Below are 25,533 nucleotides of genomic sequence, written 5' to 3'. Positions count from 1 at the left end.
AAAGAGGACTTAGTCCTCTTCATCCATGTTTTGCAATAAATGCAAGCGAATGGCATCTGCTCTTAAAAATGCCAAATCATAGCTGGCTGTGGCGAGTGCTAAAACACGACGCTCAAATTCATCCCACAACGGTCGCACCTGTTTGTAATGTATCCCGAGTCCACTTTCATCTGTGAAATGACGGTTTTTTTCGCAGAGCTTGAGTGCGTGATACAGTTTACGGCCTTTGCTTGCATCTGGACGTAAGCGAACTCGCTTAGACAAGACAAAGCCTTCGACATGGATGATATCTGCTTGCGGCAACATCGGTATTAAAATTTGATCTAATTGTGCATCTAAACGACACCAAATGGCCGTGTGTTGCTCTGCTGTATAGGTATTCCATTTTATGACTTCATGGTTAAAGCGGCGGCAACCACGACAGACTGAATCACCAAATACCGTAGAACAACGCCCTGCACATGGGGTTAACGAGGCAATTCGACGATCAGTACTCAAAACCGGCTCCATTCAAGCAATATTTATGGGATAAAAACAACTCGGCATGACTATACACGCTAAAACTACTGAAATGAAGCTATGATCAAATGTGTGGTTAAAAGCCATCGCTTTACTCGCTTATTCATCCAAATCACGGTAGAATGTGCGCCTTAATTTTTATCCTGTTTATTCATTTGGAGTACTCCATGAACGCTACTGTAGAACAGCTTGCACCTGTAGAACAGCAAGCGACCTCTGGTTGGGTTGTTGCCGCACTTTATCAATTCAAAGAAGTTCAAGATCCTGCCGATCTTCAACAACGTCTTTTAGACTTGGTAAAAACCATCAACCTTTGCGGTACTCTAATTGTGGCAGGTGAAGGTATTAACGGTACTGTTGCCGGTGACCGTAAATCTGTAGATATCATCCATCAATTCCTTCTCAATGAAGGCTTTAATGCGATGGAATACAAAGAATCACATAGTACGGATAAACCATTCCGTAAAATGAAGATCAAACTGAAAAAAGAAATCGTGACTTTAGGTGTGGAAGTGAAACCACGTGATTTAGTCGGTCACTATCTTGATCCTAAAGAATGGAATGAACTAATTACACGTGATGACGTAATCCTAATTGATACACGTAACGACTATGAGTACAAAGCAGGTACATTTAAGGGTGCGATTGACCCGAAAACTGAGACTTTCCGTGAATTCCCTGAATACGTGAAAAAAGAGCTTGAGCAGCATAAAGATAAGAAAATTGCCATGTTCTGTACAGGCGGTATTCGCTGTGAAAAATCAACCTCACTTTTACTTCAAGAAGGCTTTAATGAGGTTTATCACCTTAAAGGCGGTATCTTAAAATATTTAGAAGAAACCCCTGTTGAAGAAAGCATGTGGGAAGGTGAATGTTTCGTATTTGACGGTCGTACTGCTGTCACTCACGGTATGGAAGAAGGCGAAAATATCAAATGTCACGCATGCGGTTGGCCACTGGCTCCTGCTGAAGTTGAACTTCCGAGCTACGAACATGGCGTATCATGCAAATACTGTATCGACAAAACCACGGAACAACAAAAAGCTGGCTTCCGTATGCGTCAATCACAAATTGTGGCAGCAAAACGTAAGCGTCTCTAAGGAAAATTTGTTGTAACGATATATAAATAAAAGCCCTATTTTTAGGGCTTTTTTTACGCATTCTCAACAGTGACTTAATTTTTTTGACAAAATAACTATATCTGGTTATTTACGAGAATCAGTTCGCGCATTTATGCTTATTCTGATCAATTGATCCGAGAAAATCATTATAGATAATTGAAAAGGAAAGCATTATGCCAAAATTAATCAACTCTCCAATTGCAACCTCAAGGCGCCTTGCTTTACCCGCTCCCCGTGTAAAAGAAAGTGTAGGAGAATTAAAACACCTCCTTAACCAACAGTCGCATATTTTGATAGTCAGTATTGCTACATGCATTGGTGCAATTTTTGCCTTATTTATTGCTTATACATTGCACTTACAACCCACTATGCTCAACATTCTTGGACTTTGTGTGATTCCATTTGCTTTATCTCTGAGCTTACGCCAAGTCTATATTCACACACTGTTAAATATGGAACATGATGATTAATTTATGCACCTTGCAACGCTACTTATTGCAACTTTGTCCTACGCTGTTCAGTACATAAAACGATTTTTAAGGCTGCTAAAGCGCCAAAAATCAAAAATAAAATCCAAACTGAACAGCGTACACTCAATACTATAAAAACTATGATCCAAGCCTTTCAATTCTTCAATCTTATATCATTCAGCATTGCTTAATGCCATCACGCATTAATACATTTTCCTTCTAATTAAGCCTACATGTTCCTTCTAATTAAGCCTACATGCTACTTAATACAAGATGAACTCAATATTTATTGTTTTTGCTTAGGTGATTTCAGGAATATCTAAAACTGAACTTTACCCACTGCGCTTTTCAACATAGGATAAATACACCTTTTCTCTGCCTTGGCTACCATGACTTTAACTGAATGGATCATTTCAATCATGGAACAATTGGGTTATCTCGGTATTGCCCTACTCATGTTCCTTGACAATGTCTTCCCCCCAATCCCCTCAGAAATCATTATGCCCTCGGCTGGCTATTCTGCCTCCCAAGGTCAACTACTGCTCATTGGTGTCATTATTTCAGGTTGTGTCGGCTCTTTACTGGCGGCTGCATTGCTATATTGGATTGGTTATAAATTTAAGCATGAATCCATCTTTCACTTCGTCGATCGCTATGGAAAGTATTTATTTATCAAATCGGCAGATGTAAAAAAATCTCTAGCATGGTTTGAGCAATACGGTCACCGCATTGTATTTTTTGGCCGGATGATTCCAGCTGTGCGTTCTCTCATTAGTATTCCTGCGGGAATGAGCCGCATGCCATTTTGGAAGTTCATGTTTTATAGTGGTTTAGGCACGATTATTTGGACCACTTTTTTAGCTTGTATGGGTTTTTATTTAGGTGAAAATCAGCAGTTAATGCAGCAAATATTTAGTAAAGTTGGCCATGTGATTATTCTGATCACAGTCATCATTATTAGTTGGATTTTGTACCGTCGACATAAACGTCGACCTCGTTAATTTTTTGTTTTGGGGCTTAAATGAAACACTATCTCCTACACTTTGCTGCTGTTTATAGCATCGCCTTGGTGCTTTTGATTACCGTATTAATTTTTGGATTAAATCTTGGTGGTATTACATTAATTCCTACATTGGTGGCATGTGCATTAATCAGCGTTGGGCATTTTGTAAAGAAAGAACAACGTGTGCCTAGCAACCATGAAAAGATCCAACTGGTTTGGGGCTCCAGTGCCGTTGCAATCATCATTGGTAGCTTTTTTGTGCTGTTCTTGGTGCTGATGAATCCCAATGCCGAAAGCATTATGAAGTCTGTGGATAATGCAGGCATTGGGCTAACTGCTGTAGTTATGCTCTGCATGGTCGCCATTCATGGCACGATATTTCATATTGCCTACGGTTGGTATGCAGACTACTGCGCTAAAAAATTATAAATTTTTTTAACTTATTCCGTTAGAATTTGAATCAATACCCTTCACTGAAACTTAAAATTCAGTGAAGAAACTTCGGGCAAGCTATACTCGCTCTTTATAAAACGAAAACATGAACATTAAATAATGAAAAAATACATCATCACATTTAGCATTGCTTATGCCCTCGCCATGGTTGCTGTCGCAGCCATCGAATCTTTCTTTGATTTACCCGGTGGTTCATCTATTACCTGTCTCATCGTGGGCGGTCTTGCTGCAGCATCTAGCTTTGTTAAAGACCATCAGCGAGTGCCAAATAAGTTAGAAAAGCGAACTTTGATTTGGAGCTGTATTTTAGCTTCGGTACTGATTAGTGTCGTCGCGACCGTCATTTGTCTCTTAATCTTCCCAGAAACCCAAGCCTTTATTCAAATGGTGCTAACGCAATTACCCGCTTGGGTCTGGCTGCTTGCTATCAGCTTTACGCTACTTATCCATTATCTCGTGTTGGCTTTATCTTTTGGATGGATGGCGAAAAGCTTCTTAAAAGCCCAACGCAGTTAAGCATTAAGATTGATTTTGAATTAAAAAAGTACAGCGCTAAAAAAAGCACCCCAAGGTGCTTTTTTTAAATTTCGTCGAAATTAATTTGGTGTGTGATACATCAAATATAATTCGTTCAAATTGGTTGGGATTTCTTCTGCAAGTTCATCCATCAACTGACCATTGCGACGGAAAGATTCCATTTGTGGATCTTCTTCATCAATGCCGCTGAACACCATGATTGGCAAAGTTAAATCAACCAATTGTTCTTCAAACTCGTCGGTGAACCATGCATCTTCGTTTAGGAACATGGCATCAACGAAGCCAACACTCCAGTCACCAAGACTTGATTCAACATCGGCTTCTTCAATTTCAAATGGAAATTCAATACCATCTTCATTGGCAAGATTCTGACGAATCGATTCGAGCCATGCTTTTACTTGCGCAATAATTTCAGCAGGTACTTTTTTCTGATTGTTATCAAAAAGTTCGTCTAGCCATTTATCAAAAGCTGGGCCTACTGCAATTGCACACAAAAAACCATGAGTCGCTGCAAAATCTAGACCATGCTCGTTGTCATCGCCGTCTAGATAGTCACTCAAAAGGTCTAAATCTAAAGCACTCATTTCAAATCCAGAGTTAGAAACTTAATGCGTAAGCATAGCATTTTCAAGCGCTATGCTAAATCGCTATTTAGTCTTCTTCGTCATCAAAATCATCGTCATCGTCGATGTCGTAATCAAAATCTTTAAGCTCACGTTCAAGACGGCGCTGAGCCAGAAGGTCATCAATAAGTCGGCGCTTTTCTAACGATTCTTTCGCGCTAGTTTTTGCACTGGCCTCATCGAAATTCACATCATCATCACCGTAGTTATCATCTAGTTCAAAATCTGTAGAAGACACCAAAACTACCTCATAATGAAAAAAATTGAAGGGGTCTAGCCGCTATTTATATGGGATATAAAATATTGTCAAGTTTTATTTGTTTTTTTAACAACTAAACTTTAAAAATAGGGCTTTTTTTCTTACCAAAACCTGTGGCATGATATAATCCACCCTGCGTCCTTCATTTTTATGACAGTCAAAGATGACTCGTAAAATAATCGATGCATGGGATGAACTTGAAAACAACAATTTCAGCCCCACCTAAATTACTGAATTTAAATTTTTAATATCTCATTGGACAGCTTGATGCTGTAACGTCCTAATGGGATAAGCCAGCTATTCACAAGATTTAATGAGACGATCGTGCTAAAATGCACGGTTTTTTACTGCCACAGATTCAACGAAGAGTAAGCAAAGATGAGCGATATGACTTCCCCTACTTCTCAAGTAGCGGCTCTGATTAGCCGAGGCAAAGAGCAAGGTTACCTAACTTTCGCCGAGGTTAACGATCATCTCCCGGACTCAATCACTGAAAGTGAACAGATTGAAGACATCATTCAGATGTTGAATGACGTGGGTATTCCGGTACATGATCGTGCACCAGAAACTGACGATACAATGTTTGAAGGTGGCAGCGAAGCGACTGACGAAGTTGCTGAAGAAGAAGCCGCTGCTGTACTTGCATCTGTTGAAAATGAACCCGGTCGTACCACTGACCCTGTGCGTATGTATATGCGCGAAATGGGTACAGTTGAGCTTTTGACACGTGAAGGCGAAATTAGCATTGCAAAACGTATCGAAGAAGGTATTCGTGACGTTTTACATTCTATTGCTTATTGGCCAAATGCAGTCGAAGTTGTATTGCAAGAATATAAAGATTATGAAGCGGGTGAACGCCGTTTAGCGGATATTCTTTCTGGTTATTTAGATCCAGAATCTGACGAAGCCATCCCAGAAGTGATCGATGAAGATGATTCTGAGATCGATGAAGATGAAGCGTCAACCAACAAGCCAACTAAAGATGTCAAACTTGATGATGACGATGAAGAAGAAGAGTCTGAAGGTGATGATGATTCTGAAGGCGAATCTGGTCCAGATCCTGAAATTGCTAAAGCACGTTTCACTGAGCTTGAACAAGCATGGTTAGTCACTAAAGCTGCAATTGAAAAACATGGGCGTAACAGTAAAGAAGCTGCTGCTGCACTTGAAGCACTTGCAACTGTGTTCATGATGTTCAAATTCACGCCACGTTTATTCGACATCATCTCTGATTTGATTCGTAATACCCATGACCAAATCCGTACTTCTGAACGTGAAGTTATGCGCTATGCAGTACGTCGTGGTCGTATGGACCGTACTCAATTCCGTACGTCTTTCCCAGGTCAAGAATCTAACTTTGCTTGGTTAGATGAACAAATTGCTAAAGCACCTGCAGAAATGAAAGGCTATCTTGAAAAAGTCCGCCCTGACGTTCTGGCATTCCAACAAAAAATCGCTGACATCGAGAAAGAACTTGGTTTAGATGTTAAAGGCATCAAAGACATTTCTAAACGTATGTCGATTGGTGAAGCGAAAGCTCGCCGTGCGAAAAAGGAAATGGTTGAAGCTAACTTACGTTTGGTAATTTCGATTGCGAAAAAATACACCAACCGTGGTTTGCAATTCCTCGACTTGATCCAAGAAGGTAACATTGGCTTGATGAAAGCGGTGGATAAATTCGAGTATCGTCGTGGTTATAAATTCTCTACTTATGCAACTTGGTGGATTCGTCAGGCGATTACGCGTTCGATTGCCGACCAAGCACGTACGATTCGTATTCCAGTACACATGATCGAAACCATTAACAAGATCAACCGTGTATCTCGCCAACTTCTTCAAGAAATGGGTCGTGAACCTACACCAGAAGAATTAGGTGAACGTCTAGAAATGGACGAAGTGAAAGTTCGTAAAGTGCTTAAAATCGCGAAAGAACCAATTTCAATGGAAACACCAATTGGTGATGATGAAGATTCGCATCTTGGTGACTTCATTGAAGACGGTAATATCACCTCTCCTATTGACGCTGCAACGTCAGAAGGCTTAAAAGAAGCAACACGTGAAGTTCTTGAAAACTTGACTGAACGTGAAGCGAAAGTCTTGAAAATGCGTTTCGGTATCGATATGCCAACCGACCATACCTTGGAAGAAGTGGGTAAACAGTTTGACGTAACACGTGAACGTATTCGTCAGATTGAAGCGAAAGCATTGCGTAAATTACGTCATCCTTCACGCTCAGAACATCTGCGTTCATTCCTTGAGAATGATTAACCTATAACTAGGACAATGCAGGCTTGAATATGGGCTTTTCCGCCCCATATTATGAGCATGTAGCAAATGATTCCAAATACCTGCTCATTGCAGGTATTTTTAAATAATGAGGTGTCCCATGACTGATATGACTAATCGCGCTCCTTCACGTGAATTGCAAGAGCATCTTTGGGTCTTCCCTATGGACTACCCTATTAAATTGATTGGTAATGCAGGTGAAGAACTTCGCCTTGCAGTGAATGAAATTTTTGTTAAACATTTTCCTGATTTTGATGGCAGTAAAATGACTGTGACTCCATCTCGTACAGGTAAATATCATTCAATTACTGCTCAATTACGTTTCGAAGAGTTAGAACAAGTACATGCGGTCTATGCGGATTTAGCAGCTTGTAAATACATTCGTACCGCGCTGTAATTCTGTTGATTTAAATAAAAAAGCACGCTTTCGAGCGTGTTTTTTTATGTGAAAATAGAGCATTAAATTACAACTCAAACCGTTCAACGCCCCCATTATTCTGCCAATTCATTATAATAAAACTCTATGTTTGACCATAAAGGACGCAACACGCGTGACTGAAACTGTTCAAAAACCCGAATTAATCATTCGTCAATATAACCACCTTACCCCTTATGCAGACCGCTTTTTAGAGATGAAAACTCTCACCGAACAGCGAGATGAAAACTCACCTGATGAGCTGTGGATATTGCAACATCCCGATGTATTAACTCAGGGGCAAGCTGGCAAGCCTGAACATATTTTGGTGCAAAGTAACATCCCTGTGGTACAAACAGACCGTGGTGGACAAGTCACTTGGCATGGACCGGGTCAGTTGGTCGCTTATTTCATGTTTGACTTAAATCGCTTAGGTTGGAACGTGCGTACGCTGGTTTCCTATGCAGAAAACTTGATGATCGAACTGCTGAAAAAGTACGGCATCGACGCTTATGCCAAGCCTGATGCACCCGGTGTTTATGTTGCAGAACGCAAAATTGGTTCTCTCGGTTTTAAAATTCGTAAAGGCCGCAGTTATCACGGTTTGGCACTGAATATCGATTGTGATCTATTTGGTTTTCATACCATTAATCCATGTGGCTATGCTGGATTAGAAATGGTTCGTATACAAGATTTGGTGCAAGATTACCCTAAATTTGAAAACTTATGCGTCGATATCATTGATACTTTGAAAAACAGTGGTTACTTTAAAGACGTAACAGTCAAACAACTATAAAAGACTTTGCTTTCTCAAATAAAATAATTTAGAGTAAAAGCTCTAAATTAATAATTATAGATAAGGGATGTACACGTGATTGCAACTAAATCCGTTAAACCCGCGCTCCAGCAGGCCTATGTCAAACTCATGATGGATGTGATTGGCAGAGGTCTGGTCATGGCGAGCCAGGTCGATGAAGAAATTAAACAAGAAGTTGCTAAATTTCCAGTTAATTTTATTTTATCTATGAATGTTTTTCCTAATGGTGCTGCATTTGTCGCGCAAGTCACGGAAGACCATCAACTCAAACTCCTCACACCCGGCACTCAAAAGCCTGACTTAACCATTACGTTTAAGCATTTGAATCATGCCTTTTTGGTCTTCTCATTTCAAGAAAGTACCGCACAAGCCTTTGCCAATGACCGCATGATCGCCGATGGTGATTTGTCTTATGCCATCCGACTGGTGCGTTGTCTCAACAAAATGGAAGCGTTAATTTTACCTAAATTGGTGGCTGAATTGGCTGTCAAAGAATATCCAACACATTTAAGCCTAAAAGAAAAACTGAGCGGTGCTGCAAATATTTATTTAAAAGTAGCCCAGTCTTATTTAAAACGGAGCGCATAACACATGGCTAAACCATATTACGAATTTTTCTGTCCTGTAAAAGTGATTGCTGGCCATGCTGCTTTAGAACACATTCCATTCGAACTGTCTACTTTGGGTGCTAAACGCCCCATGATCATTACTGACAAAGGCGTTCGCAGTAATCAATTACTTGCACCGATTGAAGCGGCATTTGAAAGTACCGAGACGGTGATTGGCTATATTTTTGATGATGTTCCGCCAGACTCAAGTCTAGAAACCGTACGTAAAGCGGCTCAACTTTACCGCGACAACCAATGTGATGCCATTATTGCCGTCGGTGGCGGTTCAGTGATTGATACCTCTAAAGCAACCAACATCTTGGTATCTGAAGGTGGCGATGACCTACTGAAATACTCAGGTGCGCACAACTTACCTAAACCTTTAAAACCATTTTTTGTGATTCCAACAACCTCGGGTACAGGTTCAGAAGTGACTATGGTCGCTGTGGTTTCTGACCCTGAAAAGAATGTCAAAATGGCTTTTGCATCGAATTATTTGATGCCACATGCGGCAATTCTTGACCCACGTATGACGCAAACTTTGCCACCTCATCTTACGGCGATGACAGCGATGGATGCGATGACGCATGCCATTGAAGCCTATACGTGCATGGCGGCGAACCCTATTTCAGATGCCTATGCTACTGCCGCAATCAAGAAAATTAGCAATAGCTTATTTGGTGTCTTAGATAATACCAGTGATGCGCATGGGCGCTTAGAACTTGCACAAGCCTCAACGATGGCAGGAATTGCATTTTCGAATTCGATGGTTGGATTGGTGCATTCATTAGGTCATGCGCTGGGTGCAGTCGCTCACCTGCCCCACGGCTTATGCATGAATTTATTCTTGCCGTATGTGTTGGAATACAACAAAGAAGTGAATGGCGATAAGATTGCTGAATTGCTATTACCACTGGCTGGCCCTGATATTTATGCCCAAACGCCGGCCAACCTCCGCGCTGAAAAAGCCATTTCAACGCTTTTAGCCATGCGTGACCGCTTGTATAGTTTGACCAAATTACCTCGTACTTTGAGTGAAACTGGCAAGGTGACAGAAGCTCAATTAGATGAAGTGGCAGAGAAAGCACTGAATGATGGATCGATTATTTATAATCCTAAAGAAGCCAGCTTAGAAGACCTTAAAACTATTCTAAAAAAAGCTTGGTAATTGCTGAAAAATAAGCGAATATAGCGAAAAATTAAGCCTGATGTTTTTTTAAACATCAGGCTTTTCACTTGCAGAACGCAATATCAGTTATTTTTTAATCAAACTGGCATAATTTCTGCTAAAAATAATTTCAAAGTTACTGACAAAATGTACCAATTTGGAGTAGATTGGCGCACTTTTGTTTTAAAACGTAGGGGGGATCGTTCGTCTCAAACGATCCTTAGAATATGACTGATCCTTGATCAACGATAAGAGGATAACGCCGTTGACAAATATCTCTGGGACTCAATCGGCAGCTAAACTGCAAAAAACGCTTGGACTCTGGCACATTATTATTATTGGTTTGGCTTACATCCAACCAATGACTCTATTTGATACTTTTGGTTTAGTATCTGAAGAAAGTCATAGACACGTGCCGACTTCTTACATTATTGCCCTTATTGCAATTCTGTTTACCTCGATTAGTTATGGTCATATGATCCGTCGCTACCCTTCTTCGGGTTCTGCGTATACCTATGCCCAAAAATCTATTCACCCGAACGTAGGTTTCATGGTGGGTTGGTCTTCTTGGTTAGACTACCTATTATCTCCAATGGTGAATATTATTCTTGCAGTGATTTACCTTGAAGCACTATTTCCAACAGTAAACCACTGGGTATGGGTCATTGTGCTAACGGCATTCATGACTGGAATTAACTTACGCGGCGCGCGTTTTGTTGCTAACTTCAACAGCCTGATTGTACTTGTGCAGTTATTAGTAATTGGTATTTTCACGTGGATGGTCTACAGCAAGCTTCAAATGGGCTTCAATGCTGATGGCCCGATTTCTGCTGCAGAACGCTACCAATTATGGAGCCTTGAGCCATTCTGGAATGAGCTGACGTCTGTGGGTGCGCTGGTTACAGGTGCAACATTACTGTGCTTCTCGTTCACTGGTTTTGACTCATTAAGTTCATTGGCAGAAGAAACCAAAGATACTGAGAAAACACTGCCGAAAGCGATTTTCTTAACTGCTTTAATTGCAGGGATTATCTTCATTATTAGTACCTACTTCATGCAGCTATTCTTCCCTGCTGAGCCAGGTAACTATTTCAAGAATATTGCTGAAACGCAGCCAGAGATACTCATGCTCGTCGGCGGCTCACTGTTCCAATCCTATGTTTTAACTTTTGCGATTGTGACAGTAATGGCATCAGGTATTTCTGCACATGCCGGTGTATCACGTCTGATGTACGTAATGGGTCGTGATGGCGTAATTAACAAGAAGATCTTTGGTCATATTAGTCCGAAAAACTTCACACCATCGTACAACATCATGATCGTAGGTGCGGTTGCATTAACTGCGGGCTTTATGAATCTTGATATTGTCATTTCGATGATTAGTTTTGGTGCATTGACAGCCTTTACTTTCGTGAACTTATCTGTGATTTCACGTTATGCACTTCGTGATGGCCGCACAAAAACAGCCAAAGATATTTTTAGCTTTGTCGTTATTCCAATGCTTGGCTTTATCAGTATCTTTGCGATGTGGTTAGAAATTGAAGAAACTGCATTGAAATATGGTTTGTGGTGGGCAATGTTCGGTATTTTATACCTTGGTTATAAAACTAAAGGTTTTAAACACCCTGCACCGCAACATAACGAATTTGATGATAAATTCTAATCAAGTTTATCTCTAAACAAAAAAGGCGCTTAAAGCGCCTTTTTTGTTATTCTAAATATACCAATTAAGGTTGTATGGCTTTTCTAGATTGCTGAAATTGAATTGAAATTTCTTCACACTTGTCTGGTGTATTGCCTTTTAATTCAACCGATGCTCCATCACCGTGTGACCATATACCATCTTCAACAGTCTCTAAATTTACAGCTGCTTCAAATATATGCTGTTGTTGTGGATAGAGTTTGATATCTATAGGTGTATCACATACTTGTTTTGGAAAATATGGTCTAACCTGCTCGAATAATTGCATGGTTAATGGCATATCACATTGCAAATGAATGGTGACTGGTACGCTATTGGTATTTTTTAAGATCAATTGAACATTTTGCGAATTAAGATCCGCTTGGGCAGCAGGTATTTCTACATACGTTTTTGTGTCAATCGACTGACGATCAAATGGATTGAGGAAGGCTAATTTACGTTCCACGCCATAACAAGAATCCTGCACGGAAGCTGAAAACTCTAAATATCGTGTCCCCAAGATAATTGTTCCGCGGCCATCCCCTGCATGACCGATATCAATGATTGGATCACCTGTACCTTCAATTGTAACCCCACCACTTCGAAAAAACTCTATGTCACAACCCGCTAAAACGCTGATCAAGCCACAAAGGGTTAAAGTCTTAAAGTTTAATTTTCGTATCATGTTGATAAACTCCAAAGCGAAATACACGATTTGCTTCAGGATTCCCGTCATCCATTGCGCAACGCTCCGCGGCAAGTTTTAAAAGTTGTAGTGAGTATTTCTGCCAAAGCTCTAAGCTCATTTCATGTAATTTATTAATCGATTCTTCTGTTAATTCGTCAGCACAAATGGCTTGTTCTAAGTATGGCATTTCATCAGGATTCAATAAATTATGCAAACCTGCTTCTAAATGCGCTTGAACGTTTCGCGTTAAAATTTTGCGTGCTTCTAATTGTGAAGGATCTGGAATAAAACGACGCTGTTGTAAATACACCTGCCCATCTTTTTCAGTGGCAATTTCCAAACGAACAAGTTCATTGAGTACCGAACGCGGATGACGTTCTGTTGAAATTCTTTTCACCAGCATTTCAAAGCTATTTTCTGACTCACTGCTAAATGGTAAAGAATCCCCCCAACCTTCTGCTAACCATAAACCAATCACACGTGATGGCACACTAATCGGCTCTGAAACAGTCGCTTCGGTCAAATCTTTACCTTCAGAAATCACTTCTTTATAAGCTGTCACGTCTTTACGGTGTAGGCCTGAAAGTAAACTGATCGCAGAAATCGTGGGTTTTTGATCGATACGCTCCAACTCTTGTACAGCTTGTTGGAAAAAAACCGGTTTCAATGCAGCAGTAAACTCGGTATATCCCACACCTGAGCGAATCAGCCATCGGCTCAGCTCATTCATCAGCACCAATACTTGCTGTAAATTTTGATCTGCCTCATTAGTGAGAAGTTTGCTCATTGAATTGCCATGAAAATTAGACTGCATAAGTGAAATTTTCGCATTATTTAATCTACTTCACAATTTTTATCTGATGAGATCTTGAGGATATTCAGTAAAAAAATGATTATTTACATTAAAATGCGTAAATGACACGCTGATCGATATATCCAAACTTTCAACGCTATGCCACCAGCCAATTGGGATAAATAAGGTTTCTCCTGGATTCAATGTACACTCAATAGGTGTGACCTTTTTCAACGATGGATAGTCTGCTAGATCAGCCTTTGCGACGTCTGAAACCTGACTGAATACCCAATAATCGTTATACATATACGGCATTTGCCATGCAGGAATCAAAGTCACTTTTTTACGTCCATAGATTTGTGCCAACATATTATTGGTTAAGTCATAATGCAGTGGTGTAAATGTGCCTGCAGGGCCAAACCATAAAAAATGTCGATTTTTGATCTCTTTTTGACAATAAGCTTTGGCGAAGTCACCTAGATCTTCACTAATCTTTTGCATGAATTGCTTATTTTGAGCGGCGTTATTCGCAGTTAAATAAATGTCATTGCTGTGCTTAGTGGCTTTAATTTGTGCGACAAAATCTTGCATCAAAATAATACGTTTCAGTTGTACCGATTTTTTTTCAAAATCTTGATGCTGCTCACGATGCATCTGGACTTCAACCAACTCATTTTCAAAATGCTGTGCAAAATAATCAGGACTCCATTTATGCAGTGCAGGCCAATGTTGTATCCCACCTTTTAAAATGACCGGTCGCATCTTGCTATAATACCGTTCTATAAATGTTTCAAAATCAGGTGTTTCTATGCAATCGATTGTGGATGGAATGTGGTCGTTCAATTGATTCAATTGACCCATCACCTGTAATAGCCAACGCTGTTTATTCTGCTGTTGCTGTACTTGCTTCAGTTTTTTAAAAATTACGTTATTGTTTACACGCTTTAGAAACTGAATGATCAAATGATTTGAAATATTTTTTTGCTTAATTTTTTCTAAAATTTCATCTGTCTTTAAGCCCTCAAGACTGTATTCCAAAAGTTCATTTTGCAGCTGTTCTGAAAGTTGGTCTGCATCAGAAAATAAGTATTGATCCGCCCTTGGGCTTAATCCATGTGATTGTAAAATTAGACTTATTTTCTGTACATCGCAACCATTTTCAATATTTTCATTCAACCAATTTTGCCATTCCGTCGGTAAGGACTGATACCAATTTTTACTTTGCTTTAAATGTTCACTCTGGCTTTCTACATTCATTTTCACCACTCCACCCTCTTTACAAGTGAAGTATAAATGATCTATTTTAAAAATGCTAAATTTTCGCATTTTATAAGTATTTAAACACCGCGAATGTTATGAATCCGACAAAACTCATGCGGAATGACATAACAAAGTAAAGGAGAAAGTTCATGAAAATTCGTCATTTAGTTATTGTTAGCAGTCTGTCTTTAGCTTCAATACCGGTATATGCAGGTTTTGCCGATACCATGCGTGATTTAAGAAATACGCTAAATCAATTTAATGAAACATCCAAAGAAGTATCGAATACCGCAAAAGAATGGACAGGTAGTCGGGCCACGACTAACTCAAATTATGCTGCAAATGGTTTCAGGATGGGACAGCAACTCAGACCTAAAATTAATAATCTACCGCTTTATCAAACTGCCGATAAATCGAGCCAAGTCATTAATAAACTGTCAAAAAATGCAGACATTATTTTTGCGGGAAACATGACTAAAACAGGTTTGATCGAAGTCACTACAGAACATGGCAATGGCTGGATTGAGTCACACCTTGTGCAATAAATCTAGATTTTAAAAGTGTATACAACGGCATCAGCCATACATAACAACTTCACTCTATTGAGCACTAGTCATGAATAATAATCACAAAATCAGCATTATTGCTGCTGTATTTACAACATTGGTGGGCTGTGGTGGATCAAGCTCCAATGATGGTGGCGCGACACCTACACCTACACCTACACCTACACCTACACCTACACCTACACCTACACCTACACCAACGCCAACGCCAACGCCAACGCCAACGCCAACGCCAACGCCAACGCCAACGCCAACGCCAACGCCAACGCCAACAACTGTAGCGGATAAATTCACAGGAGAATGGATTCAAGGGAACTCTGCCCTCGGTAACAGTAATTGTGATTTGCCACAAATTTCAATTCATAAAACCAGTGAAAATTCAGTCAGTTCACTGAACGAAGAACTAAAATATGCGGTACACAATAGTTCAAGTAAAACTTGCAGCGGTGAATTTATTTCCAAACGCTATCAATTACTTCATGACATGGTCATGAGTGAAATACAGCCTGCGGCAACTCTAAATAACTTTGAATATCATTCGATTAAGTTTCAACCAGTCAGAGGTGGCGCGACGAGCAACCGTGTCTTAACTTTTTTAAATAATCATTCTTTCTGTGTAATTAACGCGACGATTTCAAATCCAAGCTATATCATCATGCAACGAGGTCTAATTACCGACCCACTCAAGGACAGCCGCTGCTATACAAAAAATTCCAATAAATTCTTCACCAATTTAAAACCGAAAACCAAAATCACAACTGCAGATTTTAAGTCTGAGAGCTTTATTAATACCACCGACACAGTAAACTTCTTGGCTCAGCTCAATACAATGGGACAAAGCGGTTATAAGTTAATTGGCTATGATACTAAAACCCTGGACAATGGTAATGTTAATAGCTACATGAAACTTGCCAATGAAAATACGCGTTTCAATCATATTGTTGCAGACCGTACAGCACCCTCTATCGCTGACATATATTTTACATGGCGTAATCAGTTAAATGAAAAAGGCAAATCAGGCTATCAATACCTGCATAGCATCAGACCAACCAATGCCCTGAATTTCAAAGATTATTTTATTAAGAAGGAAAATGATACCGCGACATATACTTACGACAGCGGCTATGTTTCCCCGCTCGTAGACCCAGTGCAACTGGAAACTATGCTCAATACACTGGGTGCCCAAGGCTGCCGTATTATTCAATTCAAAAGCTATTACACAGGTTTTCGTCCTGAAATTCTGAACGGCAAACAAAATAGTCCTAAAGTTGCAACCTGTATAAATAGCAGCGCACACCATGGCACTTACAGCTATCGCTATAAAACTTACCCAACCGGCAGCAATAGTGTAGAGCGCAGCATAAAATTACAGGAGATGATCGATGAGCAAGCTAAAGACGGTTACCGCTTAGTCAGCCGTGCTTTAGATATGAGTTCAACCACCAAAAACGGCATGCTGTTTATGAAAGACAGTGAAAACACCAATGTCGGTGAGTTTAAAGTCTTTAGTGAAACTGTCTTTGCAACGTCGACATTTAACGACGTCTTACTGAAACGTCTTCAGCAGCAAGGTCAATTGGGTTGGTTATACACCAGTGGTCAACTTCTATTTGCAAATAATCCAAAACATCTACAAACAGAACTGAGTGACTTTAATTTAATTGATTAATTTACGAGGTAATTTGAGCTTTTAAAAGTCCTTGAACTTTTCCATATCCTTGATGTCTCGGCATCAAGGACATTAATTATTGAAATAGATCAAAGCAAATAATACACACCGATTATTTTAAGCGGCAATTAAAACCCATCTTGGTGTCTACAATATTTTTTTCATATCCCAAACTTTGAATAAATTGATTTCGATCTGCTACTAGCTGTTGATCAGCAACGCTAAGACGCGCTTTATTTTTTTGAGCCAAGCTGTATGTTTCATTGACTAAGCCTTGATATAGTCCACATACTTCCTGACGCTTTGCTTTTTTCAATTGGCGACCACCATACCAAGAACGCTCAAAATCGTCGGCTTTTAGTGTTTTCCCCCATTCCTCAATACGCTGATTTTGTCTTTGCTGCATTTCCAGCATGCCCTGCTGTACTTCAGCCTTAGTAAAAGGCTTAATCACCTCAGCCTTCGGTACAACTGGAACATTTTCTGTAGTAGCAGTAACGGTGACTGGTATCTGTTCCGTTGTGGTTGATACGGTTGGATTAGCCCAACTCATTGATGAAATGAATCCGATCGCAATCACAACACCAAAAGCTTTTAAATTTATAGATTTCAAGTTTTAAGTACCCGTTTTATTTCTTCACAGTGTTCTTATACACATTTTTATATTGATGCTGAAGTTTTTAAGCCCTTATTTTACAAAACTTCATTGCTGTAAACGGTTCACTGTGTTCACTCCCAATAAAAAACCGCTCGATAGAGCGGCTTTTTGAACAGATCACACTTAGACCAATTCTTTAAAGTCTTGCTGACGCCAAGCTTCATATAAAATCACAGCAGTAGCATTAGACAAGTTTAAACTGCGTGAATTTGGTGCCATCGGTAGGCGAATCCAATGTTCTTTCGGGAACATCATACGGACATCTTCCGGCAAACCACGTGTTTCTGGCCCCATCAACAGTGCCACAGGACGATTTAAATTAGAGGTATGCGGTGTTTCAAAACCTTTGGTGGTTAATGGATAAATGGCATCCATCTCAATACCTTGCGCTTTTAAGCCCGCAAGACATTCTTCAAAGTTTTCCCACACTTTCATGTGCGCCCATTCATGATAATCCAAACCGGCGCGGCGAAGTTTTTTATCATCCAGCTCAAAACCTAATGGCTTGACCAAATGCAACTGCGCTCCAGTATTGGCACATAAACGAATGATATTCCCTGTATTTGCAGGAATTTCTGGCTCGTATAAAACAACATGGATCACAGTTTTTTTCTCTACTCTTTAGTTAAATAATGGCTTAAAGCTCAGGCTATAGTTTCTGTAGCTGTAGCATAAGTTTAGATGGTACAACAAGCGCTTGCTTATCTACATTGCTTAGCTTTCGCTTTACACGAGGACAATCCACTTACTCATATCCTTTGTACTTAGCTTTCGCCTTGCAATTGGACAATACAATAACTTGCTTATCCTCTTTGCTCAGGCATAGCCTTCGCCTTGCGCTCGGGCAACGCGTTGCGTTGCTTACCCTCGCTCATGCCATTGAAGTTGTTCACGCAGACTCACCACATCACCAATAATGGTCAATGTAGGCGCCTGAATTTGGTATTCACTGACTTTAGATGCAATATCTGCCAATGTTCCAACCACGACTTTTTGTTCAGGTGTCGTCCCTTTAGAAACCAATGCGGCAGGCATGTCTGGACGCTGCCCGTGCGCGATGAGTTTCTCACAAATTTTTTCTAGACCGACCAAGCCCATATACAGCACGAGCGTTTGATTTTGATAAACCAACTCATTCCAAGGCAGCTCAGGTGAACCTTCTTTGAGATGCCCTGTCAAGAAGCGTACACTTTGCGCATAATCTCGATGCGTTAAAGGAATCCCTGCATAAGCCGAACATCCAGAGGCAGCAGTAATTCCCGGAACGACTTGGAAGGCAACGCCTGCCGCAAAGAGTTCCTGAATTTCTTCACCGCCGCGGCCAAAGATGAACGGATCTCCACCTTTTAAGCGACAGACGCGTTTGCCTTCACTTGCGTATTTTACCAGTAAGGCATTAATGCCTTCTTGCGGAACAGCATGATTGGATCGTGCTTTACCTACATAGATTTTTTCAGCGTCACGGCGGCAGAGGTCCATAATCGGCTGAGAAACCAAACGGTCATAGATCACCACATCCGCTTGCTGCATTAAACGCAGGGCTTTTAAGGTCAGCAGTTCAGGATCACCCGGCCCTGCACCCACCAAATACACCTCACCTTTCGGCTGTTTCCATTCCAATAAGGCCTGTTCAATCAAACGATTGGCTTCAGTCAAATTGTCATTAAATACCTGCTCTTTGAGCGGGCTTGCATACAAGTCTTCCCAAAAAATACGGCGTTCATCTGGATTGACGATTTTGGCTTTAACGGCTGCGCGCCATTGACCTGAGAACTCAGCCAGTTTGCCCATGCCATGCGGAATCGAGCTTTCTAACTGGGTGCGTATTTGGCGCGAGAGTACTGGCGATGTGCCATTAGATGCAACGGAGATGACCAGTGGAGAACGGTCAATGATCGCAGGAACCATAAAACGGCAATGCGGCGGATCATCGACACTATTAACCAAGACATTTTCAGCTTCGCAGGCTTCAAAAACCGCCTGATTGACCGCTTTGTCATTGGTTGCTGCAATCACTAAACGAAACTGACGCAGCGCAATGGCATTTTCTTGATAAACCGATTCGTGATAAATCGAGTTGAGATATTGACCTTGGGTTTTATTAACCAAGGTCAATAAATCATCTTCAATTTCGGGTGAGCAAACTGTCAGCTGAGCGCCCGCTTTCGCAAGCAGCACAGCCTTTCGATATGCAATTCGACCACCACCAACAATCAGACAAGGTTGCTGCTGCAACTTCAAAGAGATTGGAAAGATATCCACACACGACCTCAATAGTTTAAATCTGATTGTCTTAAGCAATTTTTGTGCACAAATGTATGCACTTTATCGACTATTAATCGATAAATTCAGCACCGCCCATATATGGACGAAGTACTGTTGGAATTTCAATTGAACCGTCTGCACGTTGATAGTTTTCCATCACGGCAAGTAAAGTACGACCAACTGCCAAACCTGAACCATTCAGCGTGTGTACAAACTCAGTTTTCTTTTGGTCAGCACGGTAACGCGCTTTCATACGGCGTGCTTGGAAGTCACCCATGCATGAGCAAGATGAAATTTCACGGTAGGTATTTTGACTTGGCACCCAAACTTCTAAATCATAAGTTTTGATTGCACCAAAGCCCATGTCTCCGCCACACAGAACGACTTTACGGTATGGTAAGCCTAATGCTTGAAGAATACCTTCGGCATGACCCGTTAATTCTTCCAAAGCATCCATCGAAGTTTCAGGTTTTACAATCTGAACCATTTCTACTTTGTCAAATTGGTGTTGACGGATCAAACCACGTGTATCACGGCCATACGAACCCGCTTCACTACGGAAACATGGCGTATGCGCTGCATATTTTAATGGCAAACGTTCTGGATCAATGATTTCATCACGCACGAAGTTGGTTACAGGCACTTCTGCAGTCGGGATCAGGTAGTATTCTTTTTCGCCTTGAAGTTTGAATAAATCCTCTTCAAATTTAGGCAATTGGCCTGTACCACGTAAAGAATCTGCATTAACTAAATAAGGTACATACGCTTCTGTATAGCCATTTTCCAAGGTATGTGTATTTAACATAAATTGGGTAATTGCACGCTGTAAACGCGCCAATGGGCCTTTGAGTACGCTAAAACGAGTACCTGTCAATTTGGTTGCGGTTTCAAATTCTAAACCGCCCATCATTTCACCCAAGTCAGTATGGTCTTTGATCTCAAAATCAAACTGACGTGGTGTACCCCATTTTAAAACTTCAACATTGTCGTTTTCGTCTTTACCTTCTGGCACAGACTCATGAGGTAAATTTGGAATCGATAAAGATTTGGCTTCAAGTTCAGCCTGAAGCTCAGAAAGTGCAACTTCTGCGGCTTTAATTTCATCACCAATAGCAGACATACGTGCCATGATTTCAGATGCATCACCGCCAGCTTTTTTAATTTGACCAACTTGTTTTGCACCAGCATTACGTTCAGCTTGTAACGACTCAGTTTTAGACTGAATTTCCTTACGGCGAGCTTCAAGGTCTGCCCACTCTGCTACGTTAAGTTGAACACCACGTTTTGCTAAGGCTAAGTTTACAGCCTCAATATTATTTCTGAGTAATTTCGGGTCGATCATAGCCAATCTTAAGTAAAGAAAAAAACTGGCTATAGTGTAAGCTCTTAACACTCAAAAATACAGTGACCGAGCTTACAGCTGCCCCTTATTAGACCAATAATCTTGCTTCAAATTGTCTTATTTGGTGTCGTAATTTGGCAAACTTGGTAAATATTCAGGTTTAAATAGTCCTTTAGCCGTAAAATATGGAAGTTTTAGCTCAGGCATGCCCTCTGCATAACTCGCCAATTCATACAATGGATAAGCAAATACAATCCCGTTCGCACCATAATAAAAATTATCGCTTAACTGAAGTTTTGAACGTTCAATATCATGACTATCTAACCACATATAGTTGGCATCAAAAAGTGCGCTAATCACTTTCGCATCTGCACCTTTGACCAAGACATCTTGTAAAGCCAAACGTTTTTTGGCTTTTAAATCAAAATTGACATATTCAACATGGGACATACCATGAGCCGCATGCGCTGCGTAGGTATAGCTTTCGATTGCAAAAGTTGCGATATGTCCCCACTGACTAATATATCGAACAGAAGTGGTACTTTGACTTAGGCCTGCATCCGTCTTGTCTGATAAATCGATTTTTTGATTCGGCTCAGTTGAAAATGCAATCGGGTCTGCTTTTTTAATCCGATCAGTAAAATATTGATTAATCCAATCAACATTGGTTTCAACTGTTTGAATCCTATATTGGGTACAACCTTCCGCATCGCAAGCTTGAGCTTTTGGTAATTGCATCTCGACAGATTTAGATTGAATAAGTGGAATCGCATCAGCGACGACCGCTGGCTTCTGTTCCGTTGTTTCACCTTCAACAGGTTCATTTCGAGGATGGCAGGCCGTTAATGACCCGACTAAAACCACAGCTGAAACAGCCCAAGCTATATTATTCATATGATTTTTTTTCATCCCAAAATTCCCTATAGCAACAATCAAAACCACAAGTCACTTCATTTAAGCAAACTGTGAATATCAGCATACTACTAAATTTCACTTAAATTCAGCTTGCGTCCTTTACATTTCTTCATAAAAAAAGCAGACCGATGTCTGCTTTTTTTCGTTCATGACAATTATTGATCAATAATGTCCGTACCTTTTGGAGGTACAAAATTAAAAGTTGACGCTGGAATAGACGCATTCACCTTCACATTATTGAAACGTACATGGGTTGTTTGACCTAATGAGTCTTGGAGAATCATTAAAGTCGGCGCATTTTTCGCACCAAAACTAATAGTTAAGCTTTGAAACACACCATCATCACTTTTTGGATATAAAGTGTAATAAGTTTTGGTCTTATTCGGCTGTGTAATACGATAAGACTTCATAATTTGAGCCGTATTACCCGACAATAATAATGCAGGCGTATTCGCAACTTGGTCATCTAAGCTTTGGCGTACCGCTTGTTGTAGGTCTGGATCATAGATCCAAACTGTTTTACCTGTAGTCGCAATGGTTTGCTTAGATGGGCTGGTTGTTTCCCAATAGAATTTACCCGGGCGCTGAACTTTCATGACCCCAGTAAAAGTCTGGTTCATATGCTGCGCACTTAAACCTTTCTTTTGAGTTGCTTTGGGGTTAGTCACTTTTGTAGTTTGCTGAAAGTTAGCTGTAAAACTTTTAATACCCGATAATTGTTTCACCAAATTGGTAGTTGCCTGCTGCTCCGACGCTGCAACTGGTGCCGCGAATACTGTCGTACTCATAACCGGTGCCAGTGTCGCTGCACCTAATGCCATAGCACAGATGGTTTTACGAAGCATTTTCATAGATTCACCTTTTATATTTGCATCAACGCAATTTGTTAGATGGCTCCATCTTAAACCACTTTCATTGACTAAATTTAGAGAAAATAAGAAGTTTTGTATGGTTATTAATGCAAATTGCTGTTTTTTATTCATCATGATGGAGAAATATAAAATAAAAAGGCACTTGATTTGATTCAAATGCCTTTCAAATAGTTAAACAACGATTTAGCAATTTTAATAATCCAATATTGAGTTATTTCCATTGCCAACCGATCGATGCACCAGCGCCAAAGTCACCTTCAGAGTTCCCTATTGCAGCCAATTTATACACATATTTATTGCTCTCAGTTACTCCACTAAAACCTACTGCATAGCCTTGTGAACCTTCCCAAGTCCCCATACCTACACTGAACATATTATATCCAGCATCTGTGGGTTGAGGTAAGGAGGCGATTGCAATACTTGAAGCAACAGCACCGTAAACATTATCTTTAAATTTATTGAAATTATGATTCAATTCATTCACACGTTGATTGGTATAACTATTGGCTTGATTGAGTACATTTGCCCCATGCTGATCTGTATATGCTTTTGAACTATTTAACACTTCTAGATCTGCTTGACGCATTTGTTTCACGTTTACCGCATCGGTGTCTGCCGTACCAGCTGCCACATAGATAATTTGCCGCTCTGCACCAGCCGAGCCAACGGAAACCGTATTATTGCGGTCAGAGCTTGAACCATTGCCAAGTACAACAGCATTATTTGCAGAGGTGTTGATATTGTTACCAACCACATAGGTATTATTACCTGTGACTGTGTTATTTGAACCTACTGCACCAGAGCCATCACCATTGACTGTATTGTTTACACCGAGGGCAATAGACTGATTACCATCAGTCTTATTACCTGCACCGACTGCAATCGCATCTTGTCCATTCGCAGTTGGTTTAGGTGCTGTATTGGCAACGTTTGATTGTATTTTAATGTACGGATCTATTCCTTTTAAGCTCAACAACCATTCAACTTCAGTACCTACAAATCCATTTTTTATCGCAAGTTCATATGCACTGAAACCATTTTCACCTGTTAGCCCTTCTGCGCCAACTGCACCATGTAGACTTTCTAGCCATTGGTCTTCATTGCCTTCATAACCATTGTTCACCGCAACTTGATAAGCACTTGCACCATCTAAACCATTGCTACCATTCAGACCGTTCAACCCATCCTTACCATCGATGCCGTCTCGGCCATTGAGTCCATCTTTACCAGTAGCACCTGTTGCTCCTGTATCGCCTTTTTCACCAGCAGGACCTTGAGGACCTATTGGCCCTTCTGGGCCAGGAATTCCACTATTGCAACGATTACAAGTATGCCCAGGATGTGATGAACCACTCCCACCGGCCCATGCAATTGAACCTAGAGAAAGTAAAATACTCACAGCAAGTAATTTTGGTACAGCTTTAATAGCGATTGAAGTTATTTCACCAAGTCCTAGTGTCTTTTCAAATGCAATTTGTTGGCTTTTATCAGGACAATTCCTTTTCTGATAGTCAGCATTGATAAAAACTGTATTCAATATTTTATTCATGTCCCTATCCTTTTTTTGTATTTGTACTCCTCTATTACGCTCTTTAATTTTTGTGATTTAAATCACTATTTATGGTGATTTATTGATATATACAACGTTTGTAACAATCTAAAAAAATACATCACATTTTCTTCAGACGAAAAAAAAACCCGCAAAAAATGCGGGTTTTTTTCTATTCAAGCTTACGCTTCAACAGATACGTAGCGACGACCGAATTGGCCTTTCACTTCGAATTTTACAACGCCGTCAGCAGTTGCAAATAAAGTATGGTCACGGCCCATACCTACATTTACACCAGCGTGGAATTCAGTACCACGTTGACGAACGATGATGTTACCAGCAGTCACAGATTGACCGCCGTAGATTTTAACACCCAACATTTTTGGGTTCGAGTCACGACCGTTTTTAGTCGAACCACCGGCTTTTTTAGTTGCCATGTCTACTTACTCCTCGTAATTAGCCTGAAATAGCTGTAATTTTCAACTCAGTGAACCATTGACGGTGACCTTGTTGTTTACGATAGTGTTTACGACGACGCATTTTGATGATGCGGATTTTGTCGTGACGACCATGGCTAACTACTTCAGCAGTTACTTTAGCGCCAGCTACTACTGGTGCACCAATTTGAATGCTGTCACCGTTAACAAGCATCAACACGTCATCAAAAGTAACAGTTGAGCCAGTTTCAGCTTTCAATAATTCTACTTTAAGGGTTTCACCCTCAACTACACGGTGTTGTTTACCACCGCTTTGGATTACTGCGTACATTTAAGTACTCCAAACATGCCCGTGTTGTCGTGCCGGTAAAGGGATATACCGATCTTAAAACGATCGTCACTGGGGTTTCGCAAAAGCAAAGATTTTAAGGGATAACCCGAAAAACAACAAGTCATTTCCGTAAAATATTAGATGAGTATGCGTTTATTATATAAACAGTGTCATTAAAACCATTAAAATGAGTGCTCTATTTCACTTATCATGCTTTTGGCAAGGTTT

General features: G+C 40.4%; 28 protein-coding genes. 13 read left to right on the top strand and 15 right to left on the bottom strand.

What is annotated here, in order from left to right; translation table 11 throughout:
* Window positions 1-9: 9 nt before the first annotated feature.
* Window positions 10-498: a DUF1289 domain-containing protein gene (locus LXF01_RS04560; protein ID WP_168378110.1), complete on the bottom strand. Its 489-nt coding sequence runs from the start codon at window positions 496-498 to the stop codon at window positions 10-12.
* A gap of 188 nt (window positions 499-686) precedes the next feature.
* On the opposite strand from LXF01_RS04560, the gene trhO reads away from it, so the two are divergent.
* The 5 genes from trhO to LXF01_RS04535 all read left to right on the top strand — a co-directional run bounded on the left by trhO (window position 687) and on the right by LXF01_RS04535 (window position 4,082).
* Window positions 687-1,619 carry an oxygen-dependent tRNA uridine(34) hydroxylase TrhO gene (gene trhO / locus LXF01_RS04555; protein WP_111885306.1) on the top strand — a complete coding sequence of 311 codons (933 nt, stop codon included), beginning with the start codon at window positions 687-689 and terminating at the stop codon, window positions 1,617-1,619.
* A gap of 194 nt (window positions 1,620-1,813) precedes the next feature.
* Window positions 1,814-2,110, top strand: coding sequence for a hypothetical protein (locus tag LXF01_RS04550; protein WP_078192186.1), 297 nt, complete (start codon window positions 1,814-1,816; stop codon window positions 2,108-2,110).
* Between the two features lie 389 nt (window positions 2,111-2,499).
* Complete coding sequence (locus LXF01_RS04545; protein WP_168378111.1) at window positions 2,500-3,111, top strand: DedA family protein; 612 nt, start codon at window positions 2,500-2,502, stop codon at window positions 3,109-3,111.
* A gap of 20 nt (window positions 3,112-3,131) precedes the next feature.
* On the top strand, window positions 3,132-3,542 hold the full coding sequence (locus LXF01_RS04540; RefSeq protein WP_078192189.1) for an ABZJ_00895 family protein: 411 nt from the start codon (window positions 3,132-3,134) through the stop codon (window positions 3,540-3,542).
* 123 nt (window positions 3,543-3,665) lie between these two features.
* Entirely contained in the window at window positions 3,666-4,082 is a 417-nt protein-coding gene (locus LXF01_RS04535; protein ID WP_180055764.1) for an ABZJ_00895 family protein, read from the top strand.
* An 80-nt stretch (window positions 4,083-4,162) separates the two neighbouring features.
* On the opposite strand, the gene LXF01_RS04530 is transcribed toward LXF01_RS04535, so the two are convergent.
* Together LXF01_RS04530 and LXF01_RS04525 are read right to left on the bottom strand one after the other, a co-directional pair.
* Window positions 4,163-4,687: a YecA/YgfB family protein gene (locus LXF01_RS04530; RefSeq protein WP_078191372.1), complete on the bottom strand. Its 525-nt coding sequence runs from the start codon at window positions 4,685-4,687 to the stop codon at window positions 4,163-4,165.
* Between the two features lie 67 nt (window positions 4,688-4,754).
* A complete protein-coding gene (locus LXF01_RS04525; protein WP_078191373.1) occupies window positions 4,755-4,964 on the bottom strand; it encodes a PA3496 family putative envelope integrity protein in 210 nt (69 codons plus the stop codon).
* Window positions 4,965-5,363: 399 nt separating this feature from the next.
* Here LXF01_RS04525 and rpoD point away from each other — a divergent pair, with 399 nt between their 5' ends.
* The 6 genes from rpoD to LXF01_RS04495 all read left to right on the top strand — a co-directional run bounded on the left by rpoD (window position 5,364) and on the right by LXF01_RS04495 (window position 11,942).
* Window positions 5,364-7,253, top strand: coding sequence for an RNA polymerase sigma factor RpoD (gene rpoD, locus LXF01_RS04520; RefSeq protein ID WP_078192191.1), 1,890 nt, complete (start codon window positions 5,364-5,366; stop codon window positions 7,251-7,253).
* Window positions 7,254-7,380: 127 nt separating this feature from the next.
* A complete protein-coding gene (locus tag LXF01_RS04515) occupies window positions 7,381-7,668 on the top strand; it encodes a YbeD family protein (RefSeq protein WP_233945423.1) in 288 nt (95 codons plus the stop codon).
* Between the two features lie 154 nt (window positions 7,669-7,822).
* Window positions 7,823-8,482: a lipoyl(octanoyl) transferase LipB gene (gene lipB, locus LXF01_RS04510; RefSeq protein WP_180183115.1), complete on the top strand. Its 660-nt coding sequence runs from the start codon at window positions 7,823-7,825 to the stop codon at window positions 8,480-8,482.
* A 75-nt stretch (window positions 8,483-8,557) separates the two neighbouring features.
* The gene (locus LXF01_RS04505) at window positions 8,558-9,091 is read left to right on the top strand and encodes a hypothetical protein (protein ID WP_180011534.1); all 534 of its coding nucleotides are present in this window, start codon (window positions 8,558-8,560) and stop codon (window positions 9,089-9,091) included.
* Window positions 9,092-9,094: 3 nt separating this feature from the next.
* A complete protein-coding gene (locus tag LXF01_RS04500) occupies window positions 9,095-10,279 on the top strand; it encodes an iron-containing alcohol dehydrogenase (protein ID WP_078191377.1) in 1,185 nt (394 codons plus the stop codon).
* A gap of 265 nt (window positions 10,280-10,544) precedes the next feature.
* Complete coding sequence (locus tag LXF01_RS04495) at window positions 10,545-11,942, top strand: APC family permease (RefSeq protein ID WP_180034458.1); 1,398 nt, start codon at window positions 10,545-10,547, stop codon at window positions 11,940-11,942.
* Between the two features lie 64 nt (window positions 11,943-12,006).
* On the opposite strand, the gene LXF01_RS04490 is transcribed toward LXF01_RS04495, so the two are convergent.
* From LXF01_RS04490 to LXF01_RS04480, 3 genes are all read right to left on the bottom strand, one after another.
* Window positions 12,007-12,645, bottom strand: a complete 639-nt coding sequence (locus LXF01_RS04490; protein ID WP_078192196.1) for a hypothetical protein — start codon at window positions 12,643-12,645, stop codon at window positions 12,007-12,009.
* A complete protein-coding gene (locus LXF01_RS04485) occupies window positions 12,623-13,435 on the bottom strand; it encodes a DUF6502 family protein (protein ID WP_233945081.1) in 813 nt (270 codons plus the stop codon). Before LXF01_RS04485 ends, LXF01_RS04490 begins: the two co-directional genes overlap by 23 nt.
* A gap of 66 nt (window positions 13,436-13,501) precedes the next feature.
* Complete coding sequence (locus LXF01_RS04480) at window positions 13,502-14,698, bottom strand: cupin-like domain-containing protein (protein WP_233945080.1); 1,197 nt, start codon at window positions 14,696-14,698, stop codon at window positions 13,502-13,504.
* A 152-nt stretch (window positions 14,699-14,850) separates the two neighbouring features.
* Between LXF01_RS04480 and LXF01_RS04475 the strand changes: the two genes are divergently transcribed.
* Both LXF01_RS04475 and LXF01_RS04470 read left to right on the top strand, forming a co-directional pair.
* On the top strand, window positions 14,851-15,246 hold the full coding sequence (locus tag LXF01_RS04475; protein WP_233945079.1) for a hypothetical protein: 396 nt from the start codon (window positions 14,851-14,853) through the stop codon (window positions 15,244-15,246).
* Window positions 15,247-15,316: 70 nt separating this feature from the next.
* Window positions 15,317-16,936: a PT dipeptide repeat lipoprotein gene (locus LXF01_RS04470; protein ID WP_233945078.1), complete on the top strand. Its 1,620-nt coding sequence runs from the start codon at window positions 15,317-15,319 to the stop codon at window positions 16,934-16,936.
* 112 nt (window positions 16,937-17,048) lie between these two features.
* Here LXF01_RS04470 and LXF01_RS04465 read toward each other — a convergent pair whose 3' ends face one another.
* The 9 genes from LXF01_RS04465 to rplU all read right to left on the bottom strand — a co-directional run bounded on the left by LXF01_RS04465 (window position 17,049) and on the right by rplU (window position 25,305).
* Entirely contained in the window at window positions 17,049-17,549 is a 501-nt protein-coding gene (locus LXF01_RS04465) for a hypothetical protein (RefSeq protein WP_233945077.1), read from the bottom strand.
* A gap of 168 nt (window positions 17,550-17,717) precedes the next feature.
* Window positions 17,718-18,197 (bottom strand): tRNA (cytidine(34)-2'-O)-methyltransferase, encoded by a 480-nt coding sequence (locus tag LXF01_RS04460; protein ID WP_111885295.1) that lies wholly within the window; start codon window positions 18,195-18,197, stop codon window positions 17,718-17,720.
* 258 nt (window positions 18,198-18,455) lie between these two features.
* Complete coding sequence (cysG, locus tag LXF01_RS04455) at window positions 18,456-19,856, bottom strand: siroheme synthase CysG (protein WP_233945076.1); 1,401 nt, start codon at window positions 19,854-19,856, stop codon at window positions 18,456-18,458.
* 73 nt (window positions 19,857-19,929) lie between these two features.
* Window positions 19,930-21,201, bottom strand: a complete 1,272-nt coding sequence (serS, locus tag LXF01_RS04450) for a serine--tRNA ligase (protein WP_180023214.1) — start codon at window positions 21,199-21,201, stop codon at window positions 19,930-19,932.
* Window positions 21,202-21,318: 117 nt separating this feature from the next.
* On the bottom strand, window positions 21,319-22,110 hold the full coding sequence (locus LXF01_RS04445; protein WP_233945075.1) for an RsiV family protein: 792 nt from the start codon (window positions 22,108-22,110) through the stop codon (window positions 21,319-21,321).
* A 161-nt stretch (window positions 22,111-22,271) separates the two neighbouring features.
* Entirely contained in the window at window positions 22,272-22,967 is a 696-nt protein-coding gene (gene lolA, locus LXF01_RS04440; protein ID WP_233945074.1) for an outer membrane lipoprotein chaperone LolA, read from the bottom strand.
* 232 nt (window positions 22,968-23,199) lie between these two features.
* Window positions 23,200-24,537, bottom strand: a complete 1,338-nt coding sequence (locus tag LXF01_RS17510) for a YadA family autotransporter adhesin (protein WP_267967529.1) — start codon at window positions 24,535-24,537, stop codon at window positions 23,200-23,202.
* A gap of 182 nt (window positions 24,538-24,719) precedes the next feature.
* Window positions 24,720-24,974: a 50S ribosomal protein L27 gene (gene rpmA / locus LXF01_RS04420; RefSeq protein ID WP_067764378.1), complete on the bottom strand. Its 255-nt coding sequence runs from the start codon at window positions 24,972-24,974 to the stop codon at window positions 24,720-24,722.
* Between the two features lie 19 nt (window positions 24,975-24,993).
* The gene (gene rplU, locus LXF01_RS04415; protein ID WP_078191390.1) at window positions 24,994-25,305 is read right to left on the bottom strand and encodes a 50S ribosomal protein L21; all 312 of its coding nucleotides are present in this window, start codon (window positions 25,303-25,305) and stop codon (window positions 24,994-24,996) included.
* Window positions 25,306-25,533 lie beyond the last annotated feature (228 nt).

Source organism: Acinetobacter sp. SH20PTE14 (assembly GCF_021391555.1).
Lineage (GTDB): Bacteria > Pseudomonadota > Gammaproteobacteria > Pseudomonadales > Moraxellaceae > Acinetobacter > Acinetobacter amyesii.
Note: the sequence above shows the minus strand (reverse complement) of the source record. Positions and strands in the feature narration are given on the sequence as shown.

Bases quoted from the DNA above. Each gene is read 5' to 3' on its own strand.
- LXF01_RS04480 (WP_233945080.1), bottom strand. From the start codon at position 14,698: ATGAATGTAGAAAGCCAGAGTGAACATTTAAAGCAAAGTAAAAATTGG.
- LXF01_RS04485 (WP_233945081.1), bottom strand. From the start codon at position 13,435: ATGAGCAAACTTCTCACTAATGAGGCAGATCAAAATTTACAGCAAGTA.
- lolA (WP_233945074.1), bottom strand. From the start codon at position 22,967: ATGAAAATGCTTCGTAAAACCATCTGTGCTATGGCATTAGGTGCAGCG.
- LXF01_RS04475 (WP_233945079.1), top strand. From the start codon at position 14,851: ATGAAAATTCGTCATTTAGTTATTGTTAGCAGTCTGTCTTTAGCTTCA.
- rpoD (WP_078192191.1), top strand. From the start codon at position 5,364: ATGAGCGATATGACTTCCCCTACTTCTCAAGTAGCGGCTCTGATTAGC.
- trhO (WP_111885306.1), top strand. From the start codon at position 687: ATGAACGCTACTGTAGAACAGCTTGCACCTGTAGAACAGCAAGCGACC.
- serS (WP_180023214.1), bottom strand. From the start codon at position 21,201: ATGATCGACCCGAAATTACTCAGAAATAATATTGAGGCTGTAAACTTA.
- LXF01_RS04530 (WP_078191372.1), bottom strand. From the start codon at position 4,687: ATGAGTGCTTTAGATTTAGACCTTTTGAGTGACTATCTAGACGGCGAT.
- LXF01_RS04540 (WP_078192189.1), top strand. From the start codon at position 3,132: ATGAAACACTATCTCCTACACTTTGCTGCTGTTTATAGCATCGCCTTG.
- LXF01_RS04470 (WP_233945078.1), top strand. From the start codon at position 15,317: ATGAATAATAATCACAAAATCAGCATTATTGCTGCTGTATTTACAACA.
- LXF01_RS04545 (WP_168378111.1), top strand. From the start codon at position 2,500: ATGACTTTAACTGAATGGATCATTTCAATCATGGAACAATTGGGTTAT.
- rplU (WP_078191390.1), bottom strand. From the start codon at position 25,305: ATGTACGCAGTAATCCAAAGCGGTGGTAAACAACACCGTGTAGTTGAG.
- LXF01_RS04535 (WP_180055764.1), top strand. From the start codon at position 3,666: ATGAAAAAATACATCATCACATTTAGCATTGCTTATGCCCTCGCCATG.
- LXF01_RS04445 (WP_233945075.1), bottom strand. From the start codon at position 22,110: ATGAAAAAAAATCATATGAATAATATAGCTTGGGCTGTTTCAGCTGTG.
- LXF01_RS04490 (WP_078192196.1), bottom strand. From the start codon at position 12,645: ATGATACGAAAATTAAACTTTAAGACTTTAACCCTTTGTGGCTTGATC.
- rpmA (WP_067764378.1), bottom strand. From the start codon at position 24,974: ATGGCAACTAAAAAAGCCGGTGGTTCGACTAAAAACGGTCGTGACTCG.
- LXF01_RS04500 (WP_078191377.1), top strand. From the start codon at position 9,095: ATGGCTAAACCATATTACGAATTTTTCTGTCCTGTAAAAGTGATTGCT.
- LXF01_RS04515 (WP_233945423.1), top strand. From the start codon at position 7,381: ATGACTAATCGCGCTCCTTCACGTGAATTGCAAGAGCATCTTTGGGTC.
- LXF01_RS17510 (WP_267967529.1), bottom strand. From the start codon at position 24,537: ATGAATAAAATATTGAATACAGTTTTTATCAATGCTGACTATCAGAAA.
- LXF01_RS04550 (WP_078192186.1), top strand. From the start codon at position 1,814: ATGCCAAAATTAATCAACTCTCCAATTGCAACCTCAAGGCGCCTTGCT.